Below are 17,442 nucleotides of genomic sequence, written 5' to 3'. Positions count from 1 at the left end.
CGCCGCGCGCGCCGCTTACCAGGTATCGATGAAACGTCTCGGTGCGTTGGCCTGGCGGCCGAGGCTGCCCGGCGGCACCGAGGCCAGCCCGCGCAGCAGCCAGCGCCGCGTGTCGGCAGGGTCGATCACCGCGTCGATCTCCAGGTGGCTGGCCATGTTGAGCGCGCGGCCGCGCTGGTAGGCGCCGTCGACCATGCGCGCGAACAACGCCGCGCGCTCGTCGGGGTCGGCCACGGCCTCCAGTTCCTTGCGGAAGCCCAGCCGGATCGAGCCCTCGATGCCCATCGCGCCGAACTCGCCGCTGGGCCAGGCCGCGGTGAAGAAGGGCGCGGCAAAGCTGCCGCCGGCCATGGCCTGCGCGCCCAACCCGTAGCCCTTGCGCAGCACCACCGTGAAGAACGGCACGCGCAGCGCGCCAGCGGTGACAAAGAGGCGCGACACGTGCCGCACCGTGGCGGTCTTCTCGGCCTTCGGCCCGACCATGAAGCCCGGGGTGTCGCACAGCGACACGATCGGCAGCCCGTGCGCGTCGCACAGCTGCATGAAGCGCGCGGCCTTGTCGGCGGCGGCGCTGTCGATGGCGCCGCCGAGGTGGCGCGGGTTGTTGGCGATGCAGCCGAAGGCGTGGCCCTCGATACGGATCAGTGCGGTGATGATGCCGGTGCCGAACGCCGCGCGCAGCTCCAGCACCGAGCCGCTGTCGGCCATGGCGGCGATCACCGCGCGCATATCGTAGCTGCGCAGGCGGTTCTCGGGGATGGCGTGGCGCAGGTGGCGCGGATCCTCGGCCTGCCAGTCATGCACATTGCCCTGGAAGTAGGACAGGTAGCGCTGCGCGGCATCGACCGCGGCCGCTTCGTCATCGACCAGCACGTCGATCACGCCGTTGGGCCCCTGCACGCTGACCGGGCCTACTTCCTCCGGCGCGAACACGCCCAGCCCGCCGCCTTCGATCATGGCCGGCCCGCCCATGCCGATGGTGGCGCTGCGCGTGGCGATGATGACGTCGGCGCAGCCCAGCAGCGCCGCATTGCCGGCAAAGCAGCGGCCCGAGACGATGCCCACCAGCGGCACCTGGCCCGACAGCCGCGCGAACTGGATGAACGAGGTGCAATCCAGACCGGCCACCACCGGCATGTCAGTGTCGCCGGGCCGGCCGCCGCCGCCCTCGGCAAACAGCACCACCGGCACCTGCCACTGGCGCGCCAGCGCCAGCATGCGGTCCAGCTTCTTGTGGCCGTAGAAGCCCTGCGTGCCGGCCAGCACGGTGTAGTCGTAGGCCAGCACCATGCAGCGCGTATCGGCATCGGGAAAGCGCGCCGCGTTGACGGTGCCAATGCCGGTGACGATGCCGTCGGCGGGCGTGGCGCTGACCAGGTCCTCGACGCTGCGGCGCTGCCGTTGCGCGGCGATGGCGAGCGCGCCGTACTCGATGAAGGAGTCGTCGTCGCACAGCTGGGCGATGTTCTCGCGCGCCGTGCGGCCGCCCTGGGCGTGGCGCCTGGTGACGGCCTGGGCGCGTGCGGCGTCGTGGCCGAGGGCGTGGCGCTCCAGCGTCTCGCGCAGGTCCGCGCGCACATGGTCGAGGTCGGCCGCCGCGGCGGTCTCGGCGGCATGGCCGGCATCGTCGCCGGGCGCCAGCACGATCACCGCGGCGCCGGCGCGCAGCGTGGCACCCGCGACGGCCAGCACGCGCAGCACGGTGCCGGCGGCGGGCGCCTCCAGCGGATGCTCCATTTTCATCGCTTCGATGATGGCCAGCGGCTGGCCGCGCCTGACCGTGTCGCCTTCACGAACGTGAATGGCGGCGAGCGCGCCGTCCATGGGCGCCGGCACGGCAATGGCGTCGTCGGGGACGTCGGCCAGCGCCTGGTCCGCATCCGCCAGCGCGCTGTCGGCGAGGGCGGGCGGCGCGTGCAGCACCGGGTGGTCGGCGTCGGCAGTCGCCAGTGCGGCCAGCGCCTGGTCCAGGTACTGCGTGTGCACGGCATTGCGGCGCACGTCGTCCAGCTGCAGCAGGTCCTGCAGCAAGCGGCGGTTGGTGTCGATGCCTTCGATGCGGAACTCGCACAGCGCGCGATAGGCGACCGCCAGCGCACGCGCGTAGTCGCCCCCGGGTTCGTGCACGATCAGCTTGGCCAGCAGCGAATCGAAGCGCGGATTCGCCGTCATGCCGGCAAAGCCAGCGCTGTCCACGCGCACGCCTGGCCCGTTGGGCGGCTCGAACGCCGTCAGCGTGCCGCTGGCCGGGCGCAGCTGGCCCTGCGCGTCGAGGTGCTCGGCATTGATGCGCAACTGCACCGCGATGCCGCGCGGCACGCTCGCCTGCTCCAGGCCCAGGTCGGCCAGGCGCGCGCCGGCGGCGATGGCCAGCTGGGTTTGCACGAGGTCGACGCCGGTCACCATCTCGGTCACCGTGTGCTCGACCTGCAGGCGCGGGTTGGCCTCCATGAACCAGAACGATGGGCCGCCATCGCCGCCATTGCCGCCGTCTTCCACCAGGAACTCGAACGTGCCGATGCCGCGATAGGCGGCTGCGCGCGCCAGGGTGGCGGCGGCATCGGCCAGCCTTGCGCGCAGTGCGTCATCCAAGGCCGGGCTGGGGGCGATCTCCACCAGCTTCTGGTGGCGGCGCTGCAGGCTGCATTCGCGCTCGCCCAGCGTCAGCACGCGGCCCTCGGCGTCGGCGACCACCTGGATCTCGATATGGCGCGGCGCGCTGACGATGCGCTCCACGTAGGCCGCGCCATTGCCGAATGCCGCGGTCGCTTCCGAGACGCAGCGTGCATAGGCCTCGTCGATCTCGGCAGCGCGATGCACGGCGCGCATGCCGCGCCCGCCGCCGCCGGCGAGCGCCTTGATCATCATGCCCGCTTGCCCGTCGAGGCTGTCGAAGAAGGCGCGCGCCTGCTCCAGCGAGGTCGGGCCGGTGGTGCCGGGCACGACCGGCACGCCATGCTCGCGCGCCAGCGCGCGGGCGCGGGCCTTGTCGCCGAACAGGCGCAGCACGTCGGGCGCGGGGCCGGCGAAGACCAGCCCGGCGTCCAGGCAGGCCTGCGCAAAGTCGGCGTTCTCGGACAGGAAGCCGTAGCCGGGGTGCACCATGCCGCAGCCCGCCCGCCGCGCAGCGTCCACCACGGCGGCAATGTCGAGGTAGGCGCGCGGACCAGTGCCGGGCAGCGCCACGGCCGCGTCGGCCTTGCGCACGTGCAGTGCGTCGCGGTCGTCTTCGCTGTACAGCGCCACGCTGGGGATGCCCATGGCCGCGGCGGCCCGCGCGATGCGGATGGCGATTTCGCCGCGATTGGCGATCAGGAGCTTGTGGGTCGTCATGATGCGGGAGCGTTGATGGCGTGCGTTGTGCGGGGTGCAGCGCGGGTATGTACTCGTTGGTATATTTTTTTACCGTTGGGTAAGATCCTAGGGTGATCGGGTATTCGCGTCAATCGGCCGTTTTCCCTTTGGCGCCGCAGACCGCGGCATCAAGCAAGGGCTCGATCGGACTGGCATATCGATCCCGCCATGCGAGAATTGCATCATGTCGATTGCACCCAGATCCGCACCGCTGAACCCGCCGTTGAGCGCACCGCCAGAGCCGCAGCCGGCCCGCCCGCATATCGCCGAGCGCCAGGAGGCCCGCCGCCGCCAGATCCTCGATACCGCCGCGCAGCTCTTCTACAGCAAGGGCTATCCCGGCATGACCATGAACGACCTGTGCCGCGCGCTGGGCGTGACCAAGCCGGCGGTCTACTACTACTTTACTGACAAGTACGAGATCTTCGACATCCTGTGCCGCGAGTCGGCCCAGACCTGCCTGCCCGTGATCCGCGAGACCGCGGACCCGGCGCTGCCGGTGCGCGAGCGCCTGCAGGCCTGCCTGCTCGAGATGGCGCGGCGCTGCGTCGCCTGCCATGTGCCGGCCACGCTGAGCTTTCGCGACAACCAGTACCTGCGCCCCGACACTGTGGCGTGGCTCGACAGCATGGCGCGGGACTTCTATCGCGACCTCTATACGCTGCTGGAAGAGGGCAAGCGCGATGGCGTGTTCGCCTTCGGCGACGCACGCGTGACGGCGCATGCGATCGGCAGCGTGGTGGGGTTCCTGTACACCTGGCATGAACCCGGCCGCATGGACCCGGAGACGCTGGCGCAGGAGCTTGCCGCCAGCATGATGAAGCTGGCGCTGCCCAGTGGCGGGTGAGTGGCTACTTGTACTACTAGGGGTTATCCCGCTGCTTACAGCTGACTGGTGGCGCATAATGCCCGTCAGGGGCAATACGGCAGGACCGATGGCCCCGAGGACTTCGTCTAAGTTGTTGTTTTAACCGGGGCGCACGTTTAGCATCTCGGCAAAATCGAACGACCATTCAGAAATTCAGGAGACGGTGCTATGGAAAGAATTTGGCTGAAACACTACCCGGCCGGCGTCCCCGCCGAGATCGATGCCAGCCAGTTCCGCTCGCTTGCTGCGCTGCTCGAGGCGTCTTTCCGCACCTATGCCGACCGCAAGGCCTTCATCTGCATGGACAAGGCCATCACCTACGGCGAACTGGACCAGCTCTCGACCCACTTTGCCGCATGGCTGCAGTCGCGCGGGCTGCGCCCCGGCGCACGGGTGGCGATCATGATGCCGAACGTGCTGCAGTACCCGGTGGTGCTGGCGGCGGTGCTGCGCGCGGGCTTCGTGGTGGTCAACGTCAACCCGCTCTACACCCCGCGCGAGCTTGAGCACCAGCTCAAGGACAGCGGCGCCGAAGCCATCGTGATCCTGGAGAACTTTGCCTCGACGCTGCAGCAGGTGCTGGCCAAGACCCCGGTCAAGCATGTGGTGGTCGCCAGCATGGGTGACATGCTCGGCGGCCTGAAGGGCGCGATCGTGAATTTCGTGGTGCGCAACGTCAAGAAGATGGTGCCGGCGTGGGAGCTGCCCACCTGCGTGCGCTTCAACAGCGTGCTGGCCGAAGGCCGCAAGCTGACGCTGCAGCCGGCCACCACCGGCCCGGAGGACATCGCCTTCCTGCAGTACACGGGCGGCACTACCGGCATCTCCAAGGGTGCGGTGCTGCTGCACCGTAACGTGGTGGCCAACGTGCTGCAGTCCGAGGCGTGGATGCAGCCGGCGCTGAACAAGGGCGCCCATATCGACCAGCCCATCACCATCACCGCGCTGCCGCTGTACCACATCTTCGCGCTGACGGTCTGCTGCCTGCTGGGCATGCGCAGCGGCGGCACCAGCGTGCTGATCCCGAATCCGCGCGACATCCCGGGCTTCATCAAGGAACTGCAGAAGTACAAGTTCAACATGTTCCCGGCGGTCAACACGCTGTACAACGCGCTGATCAACAATCCGGAAATCAGCAAGGTCGATTTCTCCGGCCTGCGCGTGGCCAACGGCGGCGGCATGGCGGTGCAGGAGGCGGTGGCCAAGCAGTGGCTGGCCAAGACCGGCTGCCCGATCATCGAAGGCTACGGCCTGTCCGAGACCTCGCCCTCGGCCACCTGCAACCCGACCGACACCGACGCATTCTCCGGCACCATCGGCATGCCGCTGCCGTCGACCGAAGTGGTGATCCGCGACGACGACGGCAAGGACGTGCCGCTCGGCCAGCCGGGCGAGATCTGCATCCGCGGCCCGCAGGTGATGGCCGGCTACTGGAACCGCCCGGACGAGACCGCCAAGGTCATGACCCCGGACGGCTTCTTCAAGACCGGCGACATCGGCGTGATGGACGAGCGTGGCTACACCAAGATCGTCGACCGCAAGAAGGACATGATCCTGGTGTCGGGCTTCAACGTGTATCCGAACGAGGTCGAAGGCGTGGTGGCCGAATGCCCGGGCGTGCTGGAAGTGGCGGCCGTGGGCGTGCCCGACACGCACTCGGGCGAAGTGGTCAAGCTGTTCGTGGTGAAGAAGGATCCGGGGCTGACCGAGGCCGATGTGATCGAGTTCTGCAAGGAGCGCCTGACCGGCTACAAGCGGCCCAAGTACGTCGAGTTCCGCACCGAGCTGCCCAAGACCAACGTCGGCAAGATCCTGCGCCGCGAACTGCGCGACAGCCGCAAGGCGGCCTGAGCGGCAGCCGCTGCAAACGACAACGGCCTCCCGAGTGGAGGCCGTTGTGCTTTCAGGCTGCGTTGCGGCGGCTCAGCACTCGTTCGATGGTGCCAGGCGGGCTTCCTGGCTGCCGTCGGGGTAGACCACCCGAACGCATGCGCCTGGCTCCAGCCCCGGCGCTGCCGGCGCGTTGGCCGACACGATCGTGCCGTCCATGGTTCGTACCTTGTACTGGAACAGGTCCACCTGCTGCACCGGCGCGGGCTTGTTGAACAGCCGGCTCAGGTCGAAGGCAAAGCCCACGCCCACCCCGCCACCCCCGCCGCCACCCGCGGCACCCACGCCGACGCTGGTGCCGCCGCCGTAGTACGGGGGCACCTGGGCCACGTCCAGGCGGGTCAGGAACGTCTTCTCGGTGACGCGGCCAAGCTTGATGGTGGCGTTCACCGGCGTGACCTGCGGCGGCTGCGGCGTGCTGCTGCAGGCAGCCAGCACCGGCAGCAGGCCGCACAGGACAAGGTAGGGCAGGGTCTTCATGGCGAAATCAGGCCGGTCTTGAGCCGGCCAAGCAGTCGGAACAGGGCGCGCCGGTCGGTCTCGGCCAGGCTCGAGAACAGTTGCTCGATCCAGTCCTCATGCGCGCGCGCCATGCGCGAAAACGCGGCGCGCCCGGCCGGGGTCAGGCGGATCAGGTAGGCACGGCGGTCAGTGGGCAGGGCCTCGCGCGAGACCAGGCCTTCCTGCTGCAGCTGGTCGGTGATGCCGGTGACGTTGCCGCCTGTCACCATCATGCGGCGCGACAGCTCGCCCATCTTCAGGCCTTCCGGATGGCGGTCGAGCTGTGCCATCAGGTCGAAGCGCGGCAGGGTGCAGGCAAAATCCTGGCGCAGCCGCGAACGGATATCGCCCTCGATCAGGGTGGTACAGGTCAACAGCCGCAACCACAGCCGCAGGGCTTCGTGCTCGGTCTGGTCGGCGCGGGTTTCAAGGTCGACCGGCGCGCTTTCGGCGCCGGCGGCAGGGGACGGGTTTGGCATCTTCAGTGCATCGGTGCGCAGGTGTGCGGCCGCAGCCGCCAGGGGCCGCCCGCGGGGCGGGCAGCCGACATTTGATGCCTCAAGTATATGCGCGATACGCGCCGCCGCCCTGCCGGCGATCAAATCGGCGTCAATCCACCTTGGCGCCGGAATCCTTGACCACCTTGGCCCACTTGGCGGTTTCGGCGCGGATGAACGCGGCGAACTGCTCCGGCGTGTTGCCGACAGGCTCGGCGCCTTGCGCCTGCAGGCGTTCGCGCACGGCTGGGGCATTCAGCGCCTTGGCCACTTCCTGCTGGATGCGGTGGATGACATCCGGCGGCGTGCCGGCCGGCGCCAGCATGCCGAACCAGGAGCTGGCTTCATACTGCGGCAGGCCCGCGGCCTGGGCAATGGTCGGCACGCCCGGCAGCGCCGGCGACGGCTTGGCGCTGGTCACCGCCAGCGCCTTGAGCTTGCCGCTCTTGATCAGCGCCATCGACGACGGCAGGTTGTCGAACATCACCTGCATGGTGCCCCCGGCCAGGTCCGTCAGCGCCGGCCCGCTGCCCTTGTACGGGAAGTGGACCATGAAGGTCCGGGTCTGCGTCTTGAACAACTCCCCGGCCAGGTGGATCGAGGTGCCGTTGCCGCTGGAGGCCATGTTGATCTTGCCGGGGTTGGCACGCGCGTAAGTGATCAGGTCCTTGACGCTCTCGATCTTGTTTTGCTGCGCAAACGCCGGGTTCAGCACCAGCACGTTGGGCACGGCCGCCACCTCGGTGATCGGGGCGAAGTCCTTGATCGGGTCGAACGGCAGCTTGCCGTACAGCGACTGGTTGATGCCATGGGTGCCCACGGTGCCCATCAGCAGCGTGTAGCCGTCCGGCGCGGCCTTGGCGACGAGGTCCGCGCCGATATTGCCGCCGGCTCCGGGTTTGTTGTCGACCACCACGTTCCAGCCCGGCAGCCTGGCCAGCTCCGCGGCCACGGCGCGGGCCAGGATGTCGGTGGTGCCGCCGGCGGCAAAGGGCACCACCAGCCGGATCGGCTTGGCCGGGTACGGGTCGGCGGCCAGCGCCGACTGGCTGGCGAGCGCGGCAAGGCTGGCGGACAGCAGCAGCGCGACGGCGCGCCGGCGATTGGCTTGCATGGGTAGGTCTCCAGATGGGCGCCGCTCGTGTGTCCGGTGGCGGCTATGGTCTGTGCATTCTAGTCGGCGGCCGGGGTGGCGCCGATGAGGTGATGCCCTATGGGTGTGAGGCCGTGCCAATGAAAAAAGGCACCCGGGGGTGCCTTTCCAGTTCGAGCGGGATTTGCTTAGAACTTGTGGCGGATGCCGATGGCGGCGCCAATCATCTTGTCTTCGCCGGTACCCAGGAAGTAACCATTGGCGAAGCTGATCGCCGAGGTGTCGAAGTTCAGGCCGGCGTTCTTCGAGAAGGCCGTGGTCAGGTAGATGTCGGTACGCTTGGACAGGTTGTAGTCGGCGACGAACGAAATCTGCCAGGGGTTCTTGATGTTGTTGGTGACGTTGGTGGTGGCGGCGGCCGGGTTGAAGTTCTTGACGTCGTCGTAGTAGTACGCCAGCGTCAGGCCCAGTGCCGACGTGACCTGGTAGTTGGCACCGACCCAGTAGTAGTTATCCTTCAGGATCGTATTGTCGTTCACATGCTTGCTCATGCCCCAGCGATAGCCAGCCATCAGCTTGGCCGGACCGAAGGCATAGCTGGCAGCGACCGCGGCTTTCTTGAATTCGCCGGTGCCGCCGGCGGCGTTCAGGGTCGGGTTGTACTGGTCATAGGCGCCGCTGATGCCGAACGGGCCGGCTGACCACGACACGCCGGCACCGTAGCCGGTGTCGCGGCGGAACTGGCCGGCGACTTCGCCACCGCCGGCAACGCCGTTACCGAAGGACCAGTGCGCGACCGCGGTCACCGGGCCGAACTTGCCGGTGTACTTGGCGGTGTTGTCCGAACGGAAGTTCAGGCCCAGTTGAGCGACCACCGGCTCGTACTGGGTGGCATAGCCGGTCGGCGAAAAATTGGCCATCATGTCAAACAGCGAGGTGTACTGGCGACCGAAGGTCACGCGGCCCACCTGGGCGCTTTCCAGGCCGACATAAGCCTGACGACCGAACAGGCGGCCGCCTTGCTGCGAGCGCCCGTCGTCCAGGCCGAAACCGCTTTCCATCACGAACAGTGCCTTCAGGCCGCTGCCCAGGTCTTCCACGCCACGCAGGCCCCAACGCGAACCGGACAGGCCGCCGGACGACATGCGGAAGAGGTTCTCCGACGGGCCGGTCGCAAATCCGTTGGCCGCCGACGGCGTGACGCTCGACATATTGCTCACGTACTCGATGTTGGCATCCACCACACCGTAGAGCGTGACGCTCGATTGGGCCTGCGCCGCCCCAGCAAATGCGCCAAGCGCTGCCAGCGCCAGAAGCGATTTCTTCATGCTCGTTGATCTCCACTGTAAGAATTATTGGTGACGGCCCGGGAGAACCTCCTGTTGGTCTCCATCCCCCGTGCGTCAAACTTCCTTGGAAGTTGCGAAGTACTGTAACAAACAACCCTTAATTCACTAGTCAGGCCAACCCCCCCTTGTCTTCTTTTAACAACTCAGGGTTTCTGAGTAGCCGGGCGCATCAATGCAAGGCGGGATGCGGGCTGGCGCCGATTAGAGGCAAGCTACAATGCGGGTAATCCCGATGGCCCCTGCGCGTGCCGCGCGGCGGCTGCGCACCCCACGATGGCAGGGACTGCCGGGAACGAAGACCAACTGCCTCTGCGACATGGACACCCTGATCAAAGAATTCGACGTGGCATTGCGCGCCATTGCCGGCGCCACGCGCACCGCGCGCGCCAACCCGGCTGACCGGCTGGCGCCGGACACCGAACAGATGAGCGCCGATGAACGCCGCCACGTGGCCGGGCTGATGCGCATCAACCATGTCGGCGAGGTCTGCGCGCAGGCCCTGTACCAGGCCCAGAAGCTCACCGCGCGCGACGGCGCGGTGCGCGCGCAGATGGATGCCGCCGCGCGCGAAGAGGAAGACCACCTGGCCTGGTGCGCCGAGCGCTTGCGCGAGCTGGGCTCGCGCCCGAGCCTGCTCAACCCGCTGTGGTACGCCGGCGCCTTCGCCATCGGCTGGGTGGCTGGCCGCGCCGGCGACCGTGTCAGCCTGGGCTTCGTCGCCGAGACCGAGCGCCAGGTCGAGCACCACCTGGGCGGGCACCTGGACCGCCTGCCCGAGGCCGACGGCCGCTCGCGCGCCATCCTCGAGCAGATGCGCGACGACGAGATCCGCCACGGCGACGCCGCGCGCGATGCCGGCGGGATCCCGTTGCCCGCCCCGGTGCGGGCGCTGATGCGCGGCGCCTCGCGCGTGATGACCACCGCCGCCTACCGGATCTGAGCCGGCCCCGCCTGCCCCGCGCCGGCCCTGGTTCCGGCGGGGCTGGCGGGCAATTGTTGTATCCTTCCTTCGCGCGACGGGGCAGGTCTTTCCCGTGCCGCCGGCAGTTCCTCCGCAAGTGGTTCTCAGGTGGTTTCTCGGCTTTCCTCCCTAAGATCTTCATTTCATTAAGGATTCACTTTTTGGGTGCGTGAAGTGTGCGCGCTAAGTCATTGTTCTGATTCAAAAAAACTCGTTTGCTGCTCTGCAGCCAGCCTTGACCCGCCATATCGCTTCCTCTAAAGTGGGAAATAGTGTGAGGAAGTGTATTTTTGTGTGAAATTGGGCCCCGGCCGTGGGATGATGTCGCCATAGTCGGAACAGAAGGGATTCACGCGCATGCTGGCCGACAACCGGCCGGCATGGACCGGGAGCAAGCTTGTTTCAGGGAGCATCGGCACTCTCGCTGGATGCCAAGGGGCGGATGTCCATTCCGTCCCGGCACCGCGAGGCGCTGCAACAGCAGGCCGAGGGCCGGGTGACGCTGACCAAGCACCCGGATGGCTGCCTGTTGCTGTTTCCCCGGCCCGAGTGGGAAACCTTCCGCACGCGCATTGCAGCGCTGCCGATGGATGCGCACTGGTGGAAACGCATCTTCCTGGGCAACGCCGCCGACGTGGAAATGGACGGGGCGGGCCGGGTGCTGATCGCCCCGGAACTGCGCAGTGCCGCCTTGCTCGACAAGGAAGTCATGCTGCTCGGCATGGGCAGCCATTTCGAAGTGTGGGATGCCGCGACCTACGCCGCCAAGGAACAGCAGGCGATGGCGCAGGGCATGCCCGAAGCATTGAAGAATTTCTCTTTCTGACGAGGTCATGAGTCCTACCGGAACGCCGGCAACCCCCGCCCTGCGCCATCGCACCGTGCTGCTGGACGAGGCCGTCGACGCCTTGGTCTGGCGGCCCGACGGGGTCTACGTCGACGGCACCTTCGGCAGGGGAGGGCACAGCCGGGCGGTGCTGGCCCGGCTGGGGCCAGACGGGGCCCTGGTTGCGTTCGACAAGGACCCAGCAGCAATCGCAGAAGCGGGCACCATCAAGGATGCCCGCTTCTCCATTGAGCACGCGAGCTTTGCGGCCATGGCCGAGCGCCTGTCGGGGCGCGGCCACGTCGCTGGCGTGCTGCTCGACCTGGGGATCAGCTCGCCCCAGATCGACGAGGCGGCGAGGGGGTTTTCCTTTCGTTTCGAGGGCCCGCTGGACATGCGCATGGACACCACGCGCGGCATCACTGCCGCGCAGTGGCTGGCGCAGGCGGATGAGCAGGACATTGCCAGGGTGATACGAGACTATGGGGAAGAACGGTTTGCTGTACAGATTGCAAAGGCGATTGTTGCTCGCCGGAGCGAACCCGGCGATGGCGGATCCATCGCCACTACTGCCGACCTTGCCGCGCTCGTGGCGAAAGCCGTCAAGACACGCGAGAAGGGTCAGGACCCTGCGACCCGCACCTTTCAGGCTCTACGGATTCACGTCAATCAAGAGCTTGAGGACCTCGAAAGAGGGCTGAAGGCGGCGTATGAACTGCTGCAGGTCGGAGGGCGCCTGGTGGTGATCAGCTTCCACTCGCTGGAGGACCGCATCGTCAAGCGGTTCATGGCGGCGCACGCCCGTCCCCAGCAGGATGCCGACCCGGCGCTGCGCCGCGCGCCGCTGCGCGCGGCCGACCTGCCGCAGCCGACGCTGCGCCTGCTCGGCCGCTACAAGCCGGGCACTGAGGAGGTGGCCGCCAACCCGCGCGCGCGCTCGGCCGTGATGCGCGTGGCCGAGAAGCTGGCACCTGCCGCGCCCCCTGCGGGCGGAGGCGCACGCGCATGAACCGCCTGACCTTCTTCCTGCTCGCCGCGCTGATCCTTTGCGCGCTGTCGCTGGTGAGCGCGCAGCACCAGGCGCGCACGCTGTTCGTCGCGCTGGAGCGGGCCCAGGCTGAAGAGAAGCAGCTCGATATCGACTGGTCGCGCCTGCAGTACCAGCAGAGCGCGCTGGGCAAGAGCGCGCGCATCGCCGACGCGGCGCGCGCGCAGCTGAAGATGGCGCCGGTCAACCCCGGCAAGACCCAGTACCTGTCCGGCATCGTGCTGCCGCCGCCCGCCGAGGCGGCGCCGGCCAGTGCCGCGGAGGCGCGCCGATGAGCATGGCCCGTCCCAACCCGCCCCGCCGTGACCGCAACGGCACCACCTCGCGCCCGCGCAGCGGCCAGTTCTCGGCCAGCCCGGTGCTGGGCCTGCGCCTGCCGATGTGGCGCTCCAAGCTGGTGGTGTTCATGATGTTCGCGGCCTTCGGCGCGCTGGCCATGCGCGCGGCCTGGATCCAGGGCCCCGGCAACCAGTTCTACGAGGCCGAGGGCAAGAAGCGCTTCCAGCGCACGCTGGAGCTGCCGGCCACGCGCGGCAAGATCCTGGACCGCAACGGCCTGGTGCTGGCCACCAGCCTGCCGGTCAAGGCCATCTGGGCGGTGCCCGAGGACGTGCCCAACCAGGTCGAGGCCGCCAAGATCCGCCAGCTGGCCAAGTTGCTCGGCATGTCCGAGAAAGACCTGGGCAAGAAGCTGTCCGAGGACAAGGGCTTTGTCTACCTGAAGCGCCAGGTGCTGCCTGACGTCGCCGACAAGATCGCCGCGCTGAAGATCGAAGGCATCCACCAGACCCGCGAATACAAGCGCTTCTACCCGGAAGGCGAGGCGATGGCCCACATCGTCGGCTTCACCAACGTGGAAGACCGCGGCCAGGAAGGCGTGGAGCTGGCGCGCGAGCCCGGCCTGGCCGGCCGTGCCGGCGCGCGCCAGGTGATCAAGGACCGCCTGGGCCGCGTGGTCGAGGACGTCGGCGTGCTGAAGACTCCGCGCGACGGCGAGGACATCCAGCTGTCGATCGACGCCAAGATCCAGTACCTGGCCTACAACGAGCTCAAGGCCGTGGTCGAAAAGCACAAGGCCAAGGCCGCCAGCGCGGTGGTGCTCGACGCCCAGACCGGCGAGGTGCTGGCGCTGGCCAACTGGCCCACCTACAACCCCAACGACCGTACCCGGCTGTCCGGCGAGCAGCTGCGCAACCGCGTGCTGACCGACACCTTCGAGCCGGGCTCGATGATGAAGCCGATCACGGTCGGCCTGGCGCTGCAGCTCAAGCGCGTGACGCCGTCCACGGTGGTCACCACCACCGGCAAGTACAACTTCGAAGGCGCCACCATCAGCGATACCCACAACTACGGGGCGCTGACGGTGAGCGGCGTGATCCAGAAGTCGAGCAACATCGGCACGACCAAGATCGCGATGATGATGAAGCCGCAGGAAATGTGGGACATGTACACCAGCATCGGCCTCGGCCAGGCGCCCAAGCTCGGCTTCCCCGGCGCCGTGGCCGGCCGCGTGCGCCCGTACAAGAGCTGGCGCCCGATCGAGCAGGCCACCATGTCGTACGGCTACGGCCTGTCGGTGTCGCTGTTCCAGATGGCGCATGCCTACACCATCTTTGCGCATGACGGCGAGCTGATCCCGGTGTCGATGTTCCGCACCAGCGGCCCCGCCACCGGCGAGCGCATCCTGTCGCCCCAGGTGGCCCGCGATGTACGCGCCATGATGGAAACCGTGACCGCGCCCGGCGGCACCGCCCCCGAGGCGCAGGTGATGGGCTACCGCGTCGGCGGCAAGACCGGCACCGCCTACAAGCATGAAGGCCGCGGCTACAACCGCAGCAAGTACCGCGCCTCGTTCATCGGCCTGGCGCCGATGTCCAACCCGCGCATCATCGTGGCCGTCAGCGTGGACGAGCCCACCGCGGGCAGCCACTACGGCGGCCTGGTGGCCGGCCCGGCGTTCGCGGCCATCACCGGCGGCACACTGCGCGCACTGAATGTGCAGCCTGACTCGCCGATCCGCCAGCTGGTGGTCAGCGACAAGGTGCAGGAGAGCGAACCGTGGAGCTCGACCCAATGACGGCCAAGCCACTGCTCCCGCTCGAGGTCACCGCCCAGGCCAGCAACGCGCTGGCCTGGCTGCGTACCAACGTGGCCGCTGCCGCGCAGCTGACCGGCGATACCCGGCGCCTGGCGCGCGGCGATGTGTTCTTCGCCTACGTGCTCGGCAACGCGCGCCTGGCCGCCGACGGCCGGCCCTATATCGCCCAGGCGATCGCCGCCGGCGCGGGGGCCATCGTCTATGAGGCCGACGGCTTCGACTGGCCCTTCGGCGACGTCGTGCCGCACCTCGCGGTGAGCCGCCTGCACCAGCTGGCCGGCCCGATCGCCGCCGGCTGGCATGGCAACCCGGTGCGCGGCCTGGCCGTGACCGGCATCACCGGCACCAATGGCAAGACCTCGTGCAGCCAGTGGCTGGCGCGGGTGCTGCAGGCCGCCGGCACGCCCTGCGCGACCATCGGCACGCTGGGCACCGGCTTCCCGGGCGCGCTGCAGGCTACCGGCTTCACCACGCCCGACGCGGTGCAGCTGCAGGCCAGCCTGGCGTCACTGCACGACGCCGGCGCGCGCGCCGTGGCGATGGAGGTGTCCTCGCACGGCCTGGAGCAGGAGCGCGTGGCCGGCACGCATTTCTCGGTGGCGGTGCTGACCAACCTGACCCAGGACCACCTCGACTACCACGGCTCGATGGCTGAGTACGAGGCCGCCAAGGAGAGCCTGTTCCGCTGGGACGGCCTGCGCACCGCGGTGGTCAACCGCGACGACGCCATGGGCCAGCGCCTTCTGGCCGCGGATGCCGCTGCCATCGGCGCGCCGCACGTGATCGAATACGGCATCGACGGCCCCGGCGCGGCCACGCTGCGCAGCCCGCGCGGCGAGTGGCTGCGCGCCACCAACGTGCGCGCCACGCCCACCGGCACCGCCTTCCATATCGACGGCAGCTTCGGCAGCGCCGAGATGGCCACGCCGATGATCGGCGCCTTCAACGTCAGCAACCTGCTGGCGGTGCTGGGTGCGGCGCTGGCCAACGGCGTGGCGTGGGACGCGGCCATCGCCGCGCTGCGCGCGCTGACGCCGGTCGAAGGGCGCATGGAGTTGTTCGGTGCCGCCGGCGGCCCGGATGCGCCGCTGGCCGTGGTCGACTACGCCCATACCCCGGACGCGCTGGCGCAGACGCTGGCCGCGCTGCGCCCGGTGGCGCAGGCGCGCAGCGGCCGCCTGTGGTGCGTGTTCGGCTGCGGCGGCGACCGCGACCCGATCAAGCGCCCGCTGATGGGTGCGGTGGCCGAGCGCGAGGCCGACGAGGTCATCCTGACCAGCGACAACCCGCGCAGCGAAGACCCGCAGGACATCCTGGACGCCATTGCCGACGGCATGGCCGAGCGCGCGCGCGCTCGCCAGATCGAAGACCGCGCCGCCGCCATCCTCTATGCCGTCAGGCACGCGGCACCGGCCGACGTGGTGCTGGTGGCGGGCAAGGGCCATGAGGCCACCCAGGAGATCCAGGGCCGCAAGCGCCCGTTCTCCGATCGCGAACACGTACGACTGGCGCTTGCCACCCGTGGAGTATCGGCATGAGCCAGACCCCAATGACCACCTTGCAGCAAGCCGCCGGCTGGATCGCCGGCGCGCGCGTTTGCGGCGACGGCGCCGTGAAGTTTTCGCGCGTGCATACCGACAGCCGCAGCGTCGAGCCCGGCGACCTGTTCGTCGCCCTCAAGGGCGAGCGCTTCGACGCGCATGACTTCATCGCCGACGTGGTGGCGCGCGGCGCTGTCGCCGTGCTGGTCAGCCGCGAAGTCGATGCCGGCACCGCGGGTGTCTCGGCCATCGTCGCGCCGGACACGCGCATCGCGCTGGGCGAGTTGGGCGCCGGCTGGCGCCGCCAGTTCACGCTGCCGGCGGTGGCGGTGACCGGCAGCAACGGCAAGACCACGGTCAAGGAAATGATCGCGGCCATCTTTGCCGCGGCGGTGGGCGAGGACCAGCGCCTGGCCACCGGCGGCAACCTGAACAACGATATCGGCCTGCCGCTGACCGTGCTGCGCCTGCGCACCACGCACAAGCTGGCGGTGCTGGAGCTCGGCATGAACCATCCGGGCGAGACGGTCTACCTGGCCGGCATCGCCCAGCCCACCGTGGCGGTGATCACCAACGCGCAGCGCGAGCACCAGGAGTTCATGGTCAGCGTGGAAGCCGTCGCCCACGAGCACGCTGCCGCGATTGCGGCGCTGCCGGCCCACGGCGTGGCGGTGTACCCGCTCGACGCGGAAAGCGGCGGCGCCCACGCGCCGGTGTGGCGCGAAGCCGCGGGCGCGCGCCGCGCGCTGTCGTTCGGCACCTCGCAGCGGGCCGATGTGCACGCCACCGTGACGCTGGTCGACGGCGCACAGGTGATGCAGGTACGCGCGCCTGGCCATGCCTTCGACGTGCGCCTGGCGCTGCTGGGTGAGCACAACGTGCGCAACGCGCTGGCCGCCATTGCCTGCGCGCTGGCCGCAGGGGTGCACGTGCCGGCGATCCAGTCGGGCCTGGCCGGGTTCCATGCGGTCAAGGGCCGGCTGCAGGTCAAGTACACGCCGGGTGGGACGGTAGTCCTCGACGACACATACAACGCCAACCCCGACTCCATGCGCGCCGCCATCGACGTGCTGGCCGGCTTTGCCGCGCCGCGCGTACTGGTGCTGGGCGACATGGGCGAAGTGGGCGACCAGGGCCCGGCGTTCCACGAAGAGATCGGTGCCTACGCCAAGGCGCGCGGCGTTGGCACGCTGTGGGCGACAGGCGAACTGGCCGTGCATGCGGTGCAGGCATTCGGCGCGGGCGGCCGGCATTTCGGCAGCGCGGAAGCACTGGTAAAGGCGCTGGAGGAAGACAGCAGGGGCATGGTGGCGCAAGCGGGCGCCGTGCTGGTGAAGGGATCGCGCTTCATGCGCATGGAACGGATGGTCGCGGCGCTGGTCGCAGACTCTTCCGCACACTAAATAAGACAACACG

14 protein-coding genes are annotated in these 17,442 nt (G+C 68.7%); 9 read left to right on the top strand and 5 right to left on the bottom strand.

Annotated elements, in window-relative coordinates; translation table 11 throughout:
• Positions 1 to 15: 15 nt before the first annotated feature.
• Complete coding sequence (locus ACW4E8_RS26105) at positions 16 to 3,333, bottom strand: carboxyl transferase domain-containing protein (RefSeq protein ID WP_456807161.1); 3,318 nt, start codon at positions 3,331 to 3,333, stop codon at positions 16 to 18.
• Between the two features lie 205 nt (positions 3,334 to 3,538).
• On the opposite strand from ACW4E8_RS26105, the gene ACW4E8_RS26100 reads away from it, so the two are divergent.
• Positions 3,539 to 4,201, top strand: coding sequence for a TetR/AcrR family transcriptional regulator (locus ACW4E8_RS26100; RefSeq protein WP_456807160.1), 663 nt, complete (start codon positions 3,539 to 3,541; stop codon positions 4,199 to 4,201).
• A gap of 189 nt (positions 4,202 to 4,390) precedes the next feature.
• Positions 4,391 to 6,073, top strand: coding sequence for a long-chain-fatty-acid--CoA ligase (locus ACW4E8_RS26095; RefSeq protein ID WP_456807159.1), 1,683 nt, complete (start codon positions 4,391 to 4,393; stop codon positions 6,071 to 6,073).
• Positions 6,074 to 6,145: 72 nt separating this feature from the next.
• Here ACW4E8_RS26095 and ACW4E8_RS26090 read toward each other — a convergent pair whose 3' ends face one another.
• The 4 genes from ACW4E8_RS26090 to ACW4E8_RS26075 form a co-directional block, all read right to left on the bottom strand.
• Positions 6,146 to 6,592, bottom strand: a complete 447-nt coding sequence (locus ACW4E8_RS26090) for a hypothetical protein (RefSeq protein ID WP_456807158.1) — start codon at positions 6,590 to 6,592, stop codon at positions 6,146 to 6,148.
• Positions 6,589 to 7,092: a MarR family winged helix-turn-helix transcriptional regulator gene (locus ACW4E8_RS26085; protein WP_456807157.1), complete on the bottom strand. Its 504-nt coding sequence runs from the start codon at positions 7,090 to 7,092 to the stop codon at positions 6,589 to 6,591. The genes ACW4E8_RS26090 and ACW4E8_RS26085 overlap by 4 nt, the downstream gene beginning before the upstream one ends.
• Positions 7,093 to 7,222: 130 nt before the next feature.
• On the bottom strand, positions 7,223 to 8,224 hold the full coding sequence (locus ACW4E8_RS26080) for a tripartite tricarboxylate transporter substrate binding protein (protein ID WP_456807156.1): 1,002 nt from the start codon (positions 8,222 to 8,224) through the stop codon (positions 7,223 to 7,225).
• A gap of 167 nt (positions 8,225 to 8,391) precedes the next feature.
• The gene (locus tag ACW4E8_RS26075; protein WP_035826141.1) at positions 8,392 to 9,531 is read right to left on the bottom strand and encodes a porin; all 1,140 of its coding nucleotides are present in this window, start codon (positions 9,529 to 9,531) and stop codon (positions 8,392 to 8,394) included.
• A gap of 337 nt (positions 9,532 to 9,868) precedes the next feature.
• On the opposite strand from ACW4E8_RS26075, the gene coq7 reads away from it, so the two are divergent.
• The 7 genes from coq7 (at position 9,869) to ACW4E8_RS26040 (ending at position 17,429) form a co-directional block, all read left to right on the top strand.
• A complete protein-coding gene (coq7, locus tag ACW4E8_RS26070) occupies positions 9,869 to 10,492 on the top strand; it encodes a 2-polyprenyl-3-methyl-6-methoxy-1,4-benzoquinone monooxygenase (RefSeq protein WP_035826173.1) in 624 nt (207 codons plus the stop codon).
• Positions 10,493 to 10,910: 418 nt separating this feature from the next.
• Entirely contained in the window at positions 10,911 to 11,339 is a 429-nt protein-coding gene (mraZ, locus tag ACW4E8_RS26065) for a division/cell wall cluster transcriptional repressor MraZ (protein WP_013958082.1), read from the top strand.
• A gap of 7 nt (positions 11,340 to 11,346) precedes the next feature.
• Positions 11,347 to 12,348, top strand: coding sequence for a 16S rRNA (cytosine(1402)-N(4))-methyltransferase RsmH (rsmH, locus tag ACW4E8_RS26060; RefSeq protein ID WP_456807155.1), 1,002 nt, complete (start codon positions 11,347 to 11,349; stop codon positions 12,346 to 12,348).
• Positions 12,345 to 12,662 (top strand): cell division protein FtsL, encoded by a 318-nt coding sequence (gene ftsL / locus ACW4E8_RS26055; protein WP_018310608.1) that lies wholly within the window; start codon positions 12,345 to 12,347, stop codon positions 12,660 to 12,662. Before rsmH ends, ftsL begins: the two co-directional genes overlap by 4 nt.
• Complete coding sequence (locus tag ACW4E8_RS26050) at positions 12,659 to 14,464, top strand: peptidoglycan D,D-transpeptidase FtsI family protein (protein WP_456807154.1); 1,806 nt, start codon at positions 12,659 to 12,661, stop codon at positions 14,462 to 14,464. Before ftsL ends, ACW4E8_RS26050 begins: the two co-directional genes overlap by 4 nt.
• Positions 14,461 to 16,023 carry a UDP-N-acetylmuramoyl-L-alanyl-D-glutamate--2,6-diaminopimelate ligase gene (locus ACW4E8_RS26045; RefSeq protein ID WP_456807176.1) on the top strand — a complete coding sequence of 521 codons (1,563 nt, stop codon included), beginning with the start codon at positions 14,461 to 14,463 and terminating at the stop codon, positions 16,021 to 16,023. Before ACW4E8_RS26050 ends, ACW4E8_RS26045 begins: the two co-directional genes overlap by 4 nt.
• On the top strand, positions 16,020 to 17,429 hold the full coding sequence (locus ACW4E8_RS26040) for a UDP-N-acetylmuramoyl-tripeptide--D-alanyl-D-alanine ligase (protein ID WP_456807153.1): 1,410 nt from the start codon (positions 16,020 to 16,022) through the stop codon (positions 17,427 to 17,429). Before ACW4E8_RS26045 ends, ACW4E8_RS26040 begins: the two co-directional genes overlap by 4 nt.
• The last annotated feature ends 13 nt before the right edge of the window (positions 17,430 to 17,442 follow it).

The sequence above is a fragment of the Cupriavidus sp. CP313 genome, from assembly GCF_054072015.1.
This window is presented reverse-complemented; position numbering and strand designations above follow the sequence as displayed.

What these genes read in the sequence shown, in the direction of transcription:
- ACW4E8_RS26105 (WP_456807161.1), bottom strand. Translation starts at nt 3,333, where the DNA reads ATGACGACCCACAAGCTCCTGATCGCCAATCGCGGCGAAATCGCCATC.
- ACW4E8_RS26100 (WP_456807160.1), top strand. Translation starts at nt 3,539, where the DNA reads ATGTCGATTGCACCCAGATCCGCACCGCTGAACCCGCCGTTGAGCGCA.
- ACW4E8_RS26095 (WP_456807159.1), top strand. Translation starts at nt 4,391, where the DNA reads ATGGAAAGAATTTGGCTGAAACACTACCCGGCCGGCGTCCCCGCCGAG.
- ACW4E8_RS26090 (WP_456807158.1), bottom strand. Translation starts at nt 6,592, where the DNA reads ATGAAGACCCTGCCCTACCTTGTCCTGTGCGGCCTGCTGCCGGTGCTG.
- ACW4E8_RS26085 (WP_456807157.1), bottom strand. Translation starts at nt 7,092, where the DNA reads ATGCCAAACCCGTCCCCTGCCGCCGGCGCCGAAAGCGCGCCGGTCGAC.
- ACW4E8_RS26080 (WP_456807156.1), bottom strand. Translation starts at nt 8,224, where the DNA reads ATGCAAGCCAATCGCCGGCGCGCCGTCGCGCTGCTGCTGTCCGCCAGC.
- ACW4E8_RS26075 (WP_035826141.1), bottom strand. Translation starts at nt 9,531, where the DNA reads ATGAAGAAATCGCTTCTGGCGCTGGCAGCGCTTGGCGCATTTGCTGGG.
- coq7 (WP_035826173.1), top strand. Translation starts at nt 9,869, where the DNA reads ATGGACACCCTGATCAAAGAATTCGACGTGGCATTGCGCGCCATTGCC.
- rsmH (WP_456807155.1), top strand. Translation starts at nt 11,347, where the DNA reads ATGAGTCCTACCGGAACGCCGGCAACCCCCGCCCTGCGCCATCGCACC.
- ftsL (WP_018310608.1), top strand. Translation starts at nt 12,345, where the DNA reads ATGAACCGCCTGACCTTCTTCCTGCTCGCCGCGCTGATCCTTTGCGCG.
- ACW4E8_RS26050 (WP_456807154.1), top strand. Translation starts at nt 12,659, where the DNA reads ATGAGCATGGCCCGTCCCAACCCGCCCCGCCGTGACCGCAACGGCACC.
- ACW4E8_RS26045 (WP_456807176.1), top strand. Translation starts at nt 14,461, where the DNA reads ATGACGGCCAAGCCACTGCTCCCGCTCGAGGTCACCGCCCAGGCCAGC.
- ACW4E8_RS26040 (WP_456807153.1), top strand. Translation starts at nt 16,020, where the DNA reads ATGAGCCAGACCCCAATGACCACCTTGCAGCAAGCCGCCGGCTGGATC.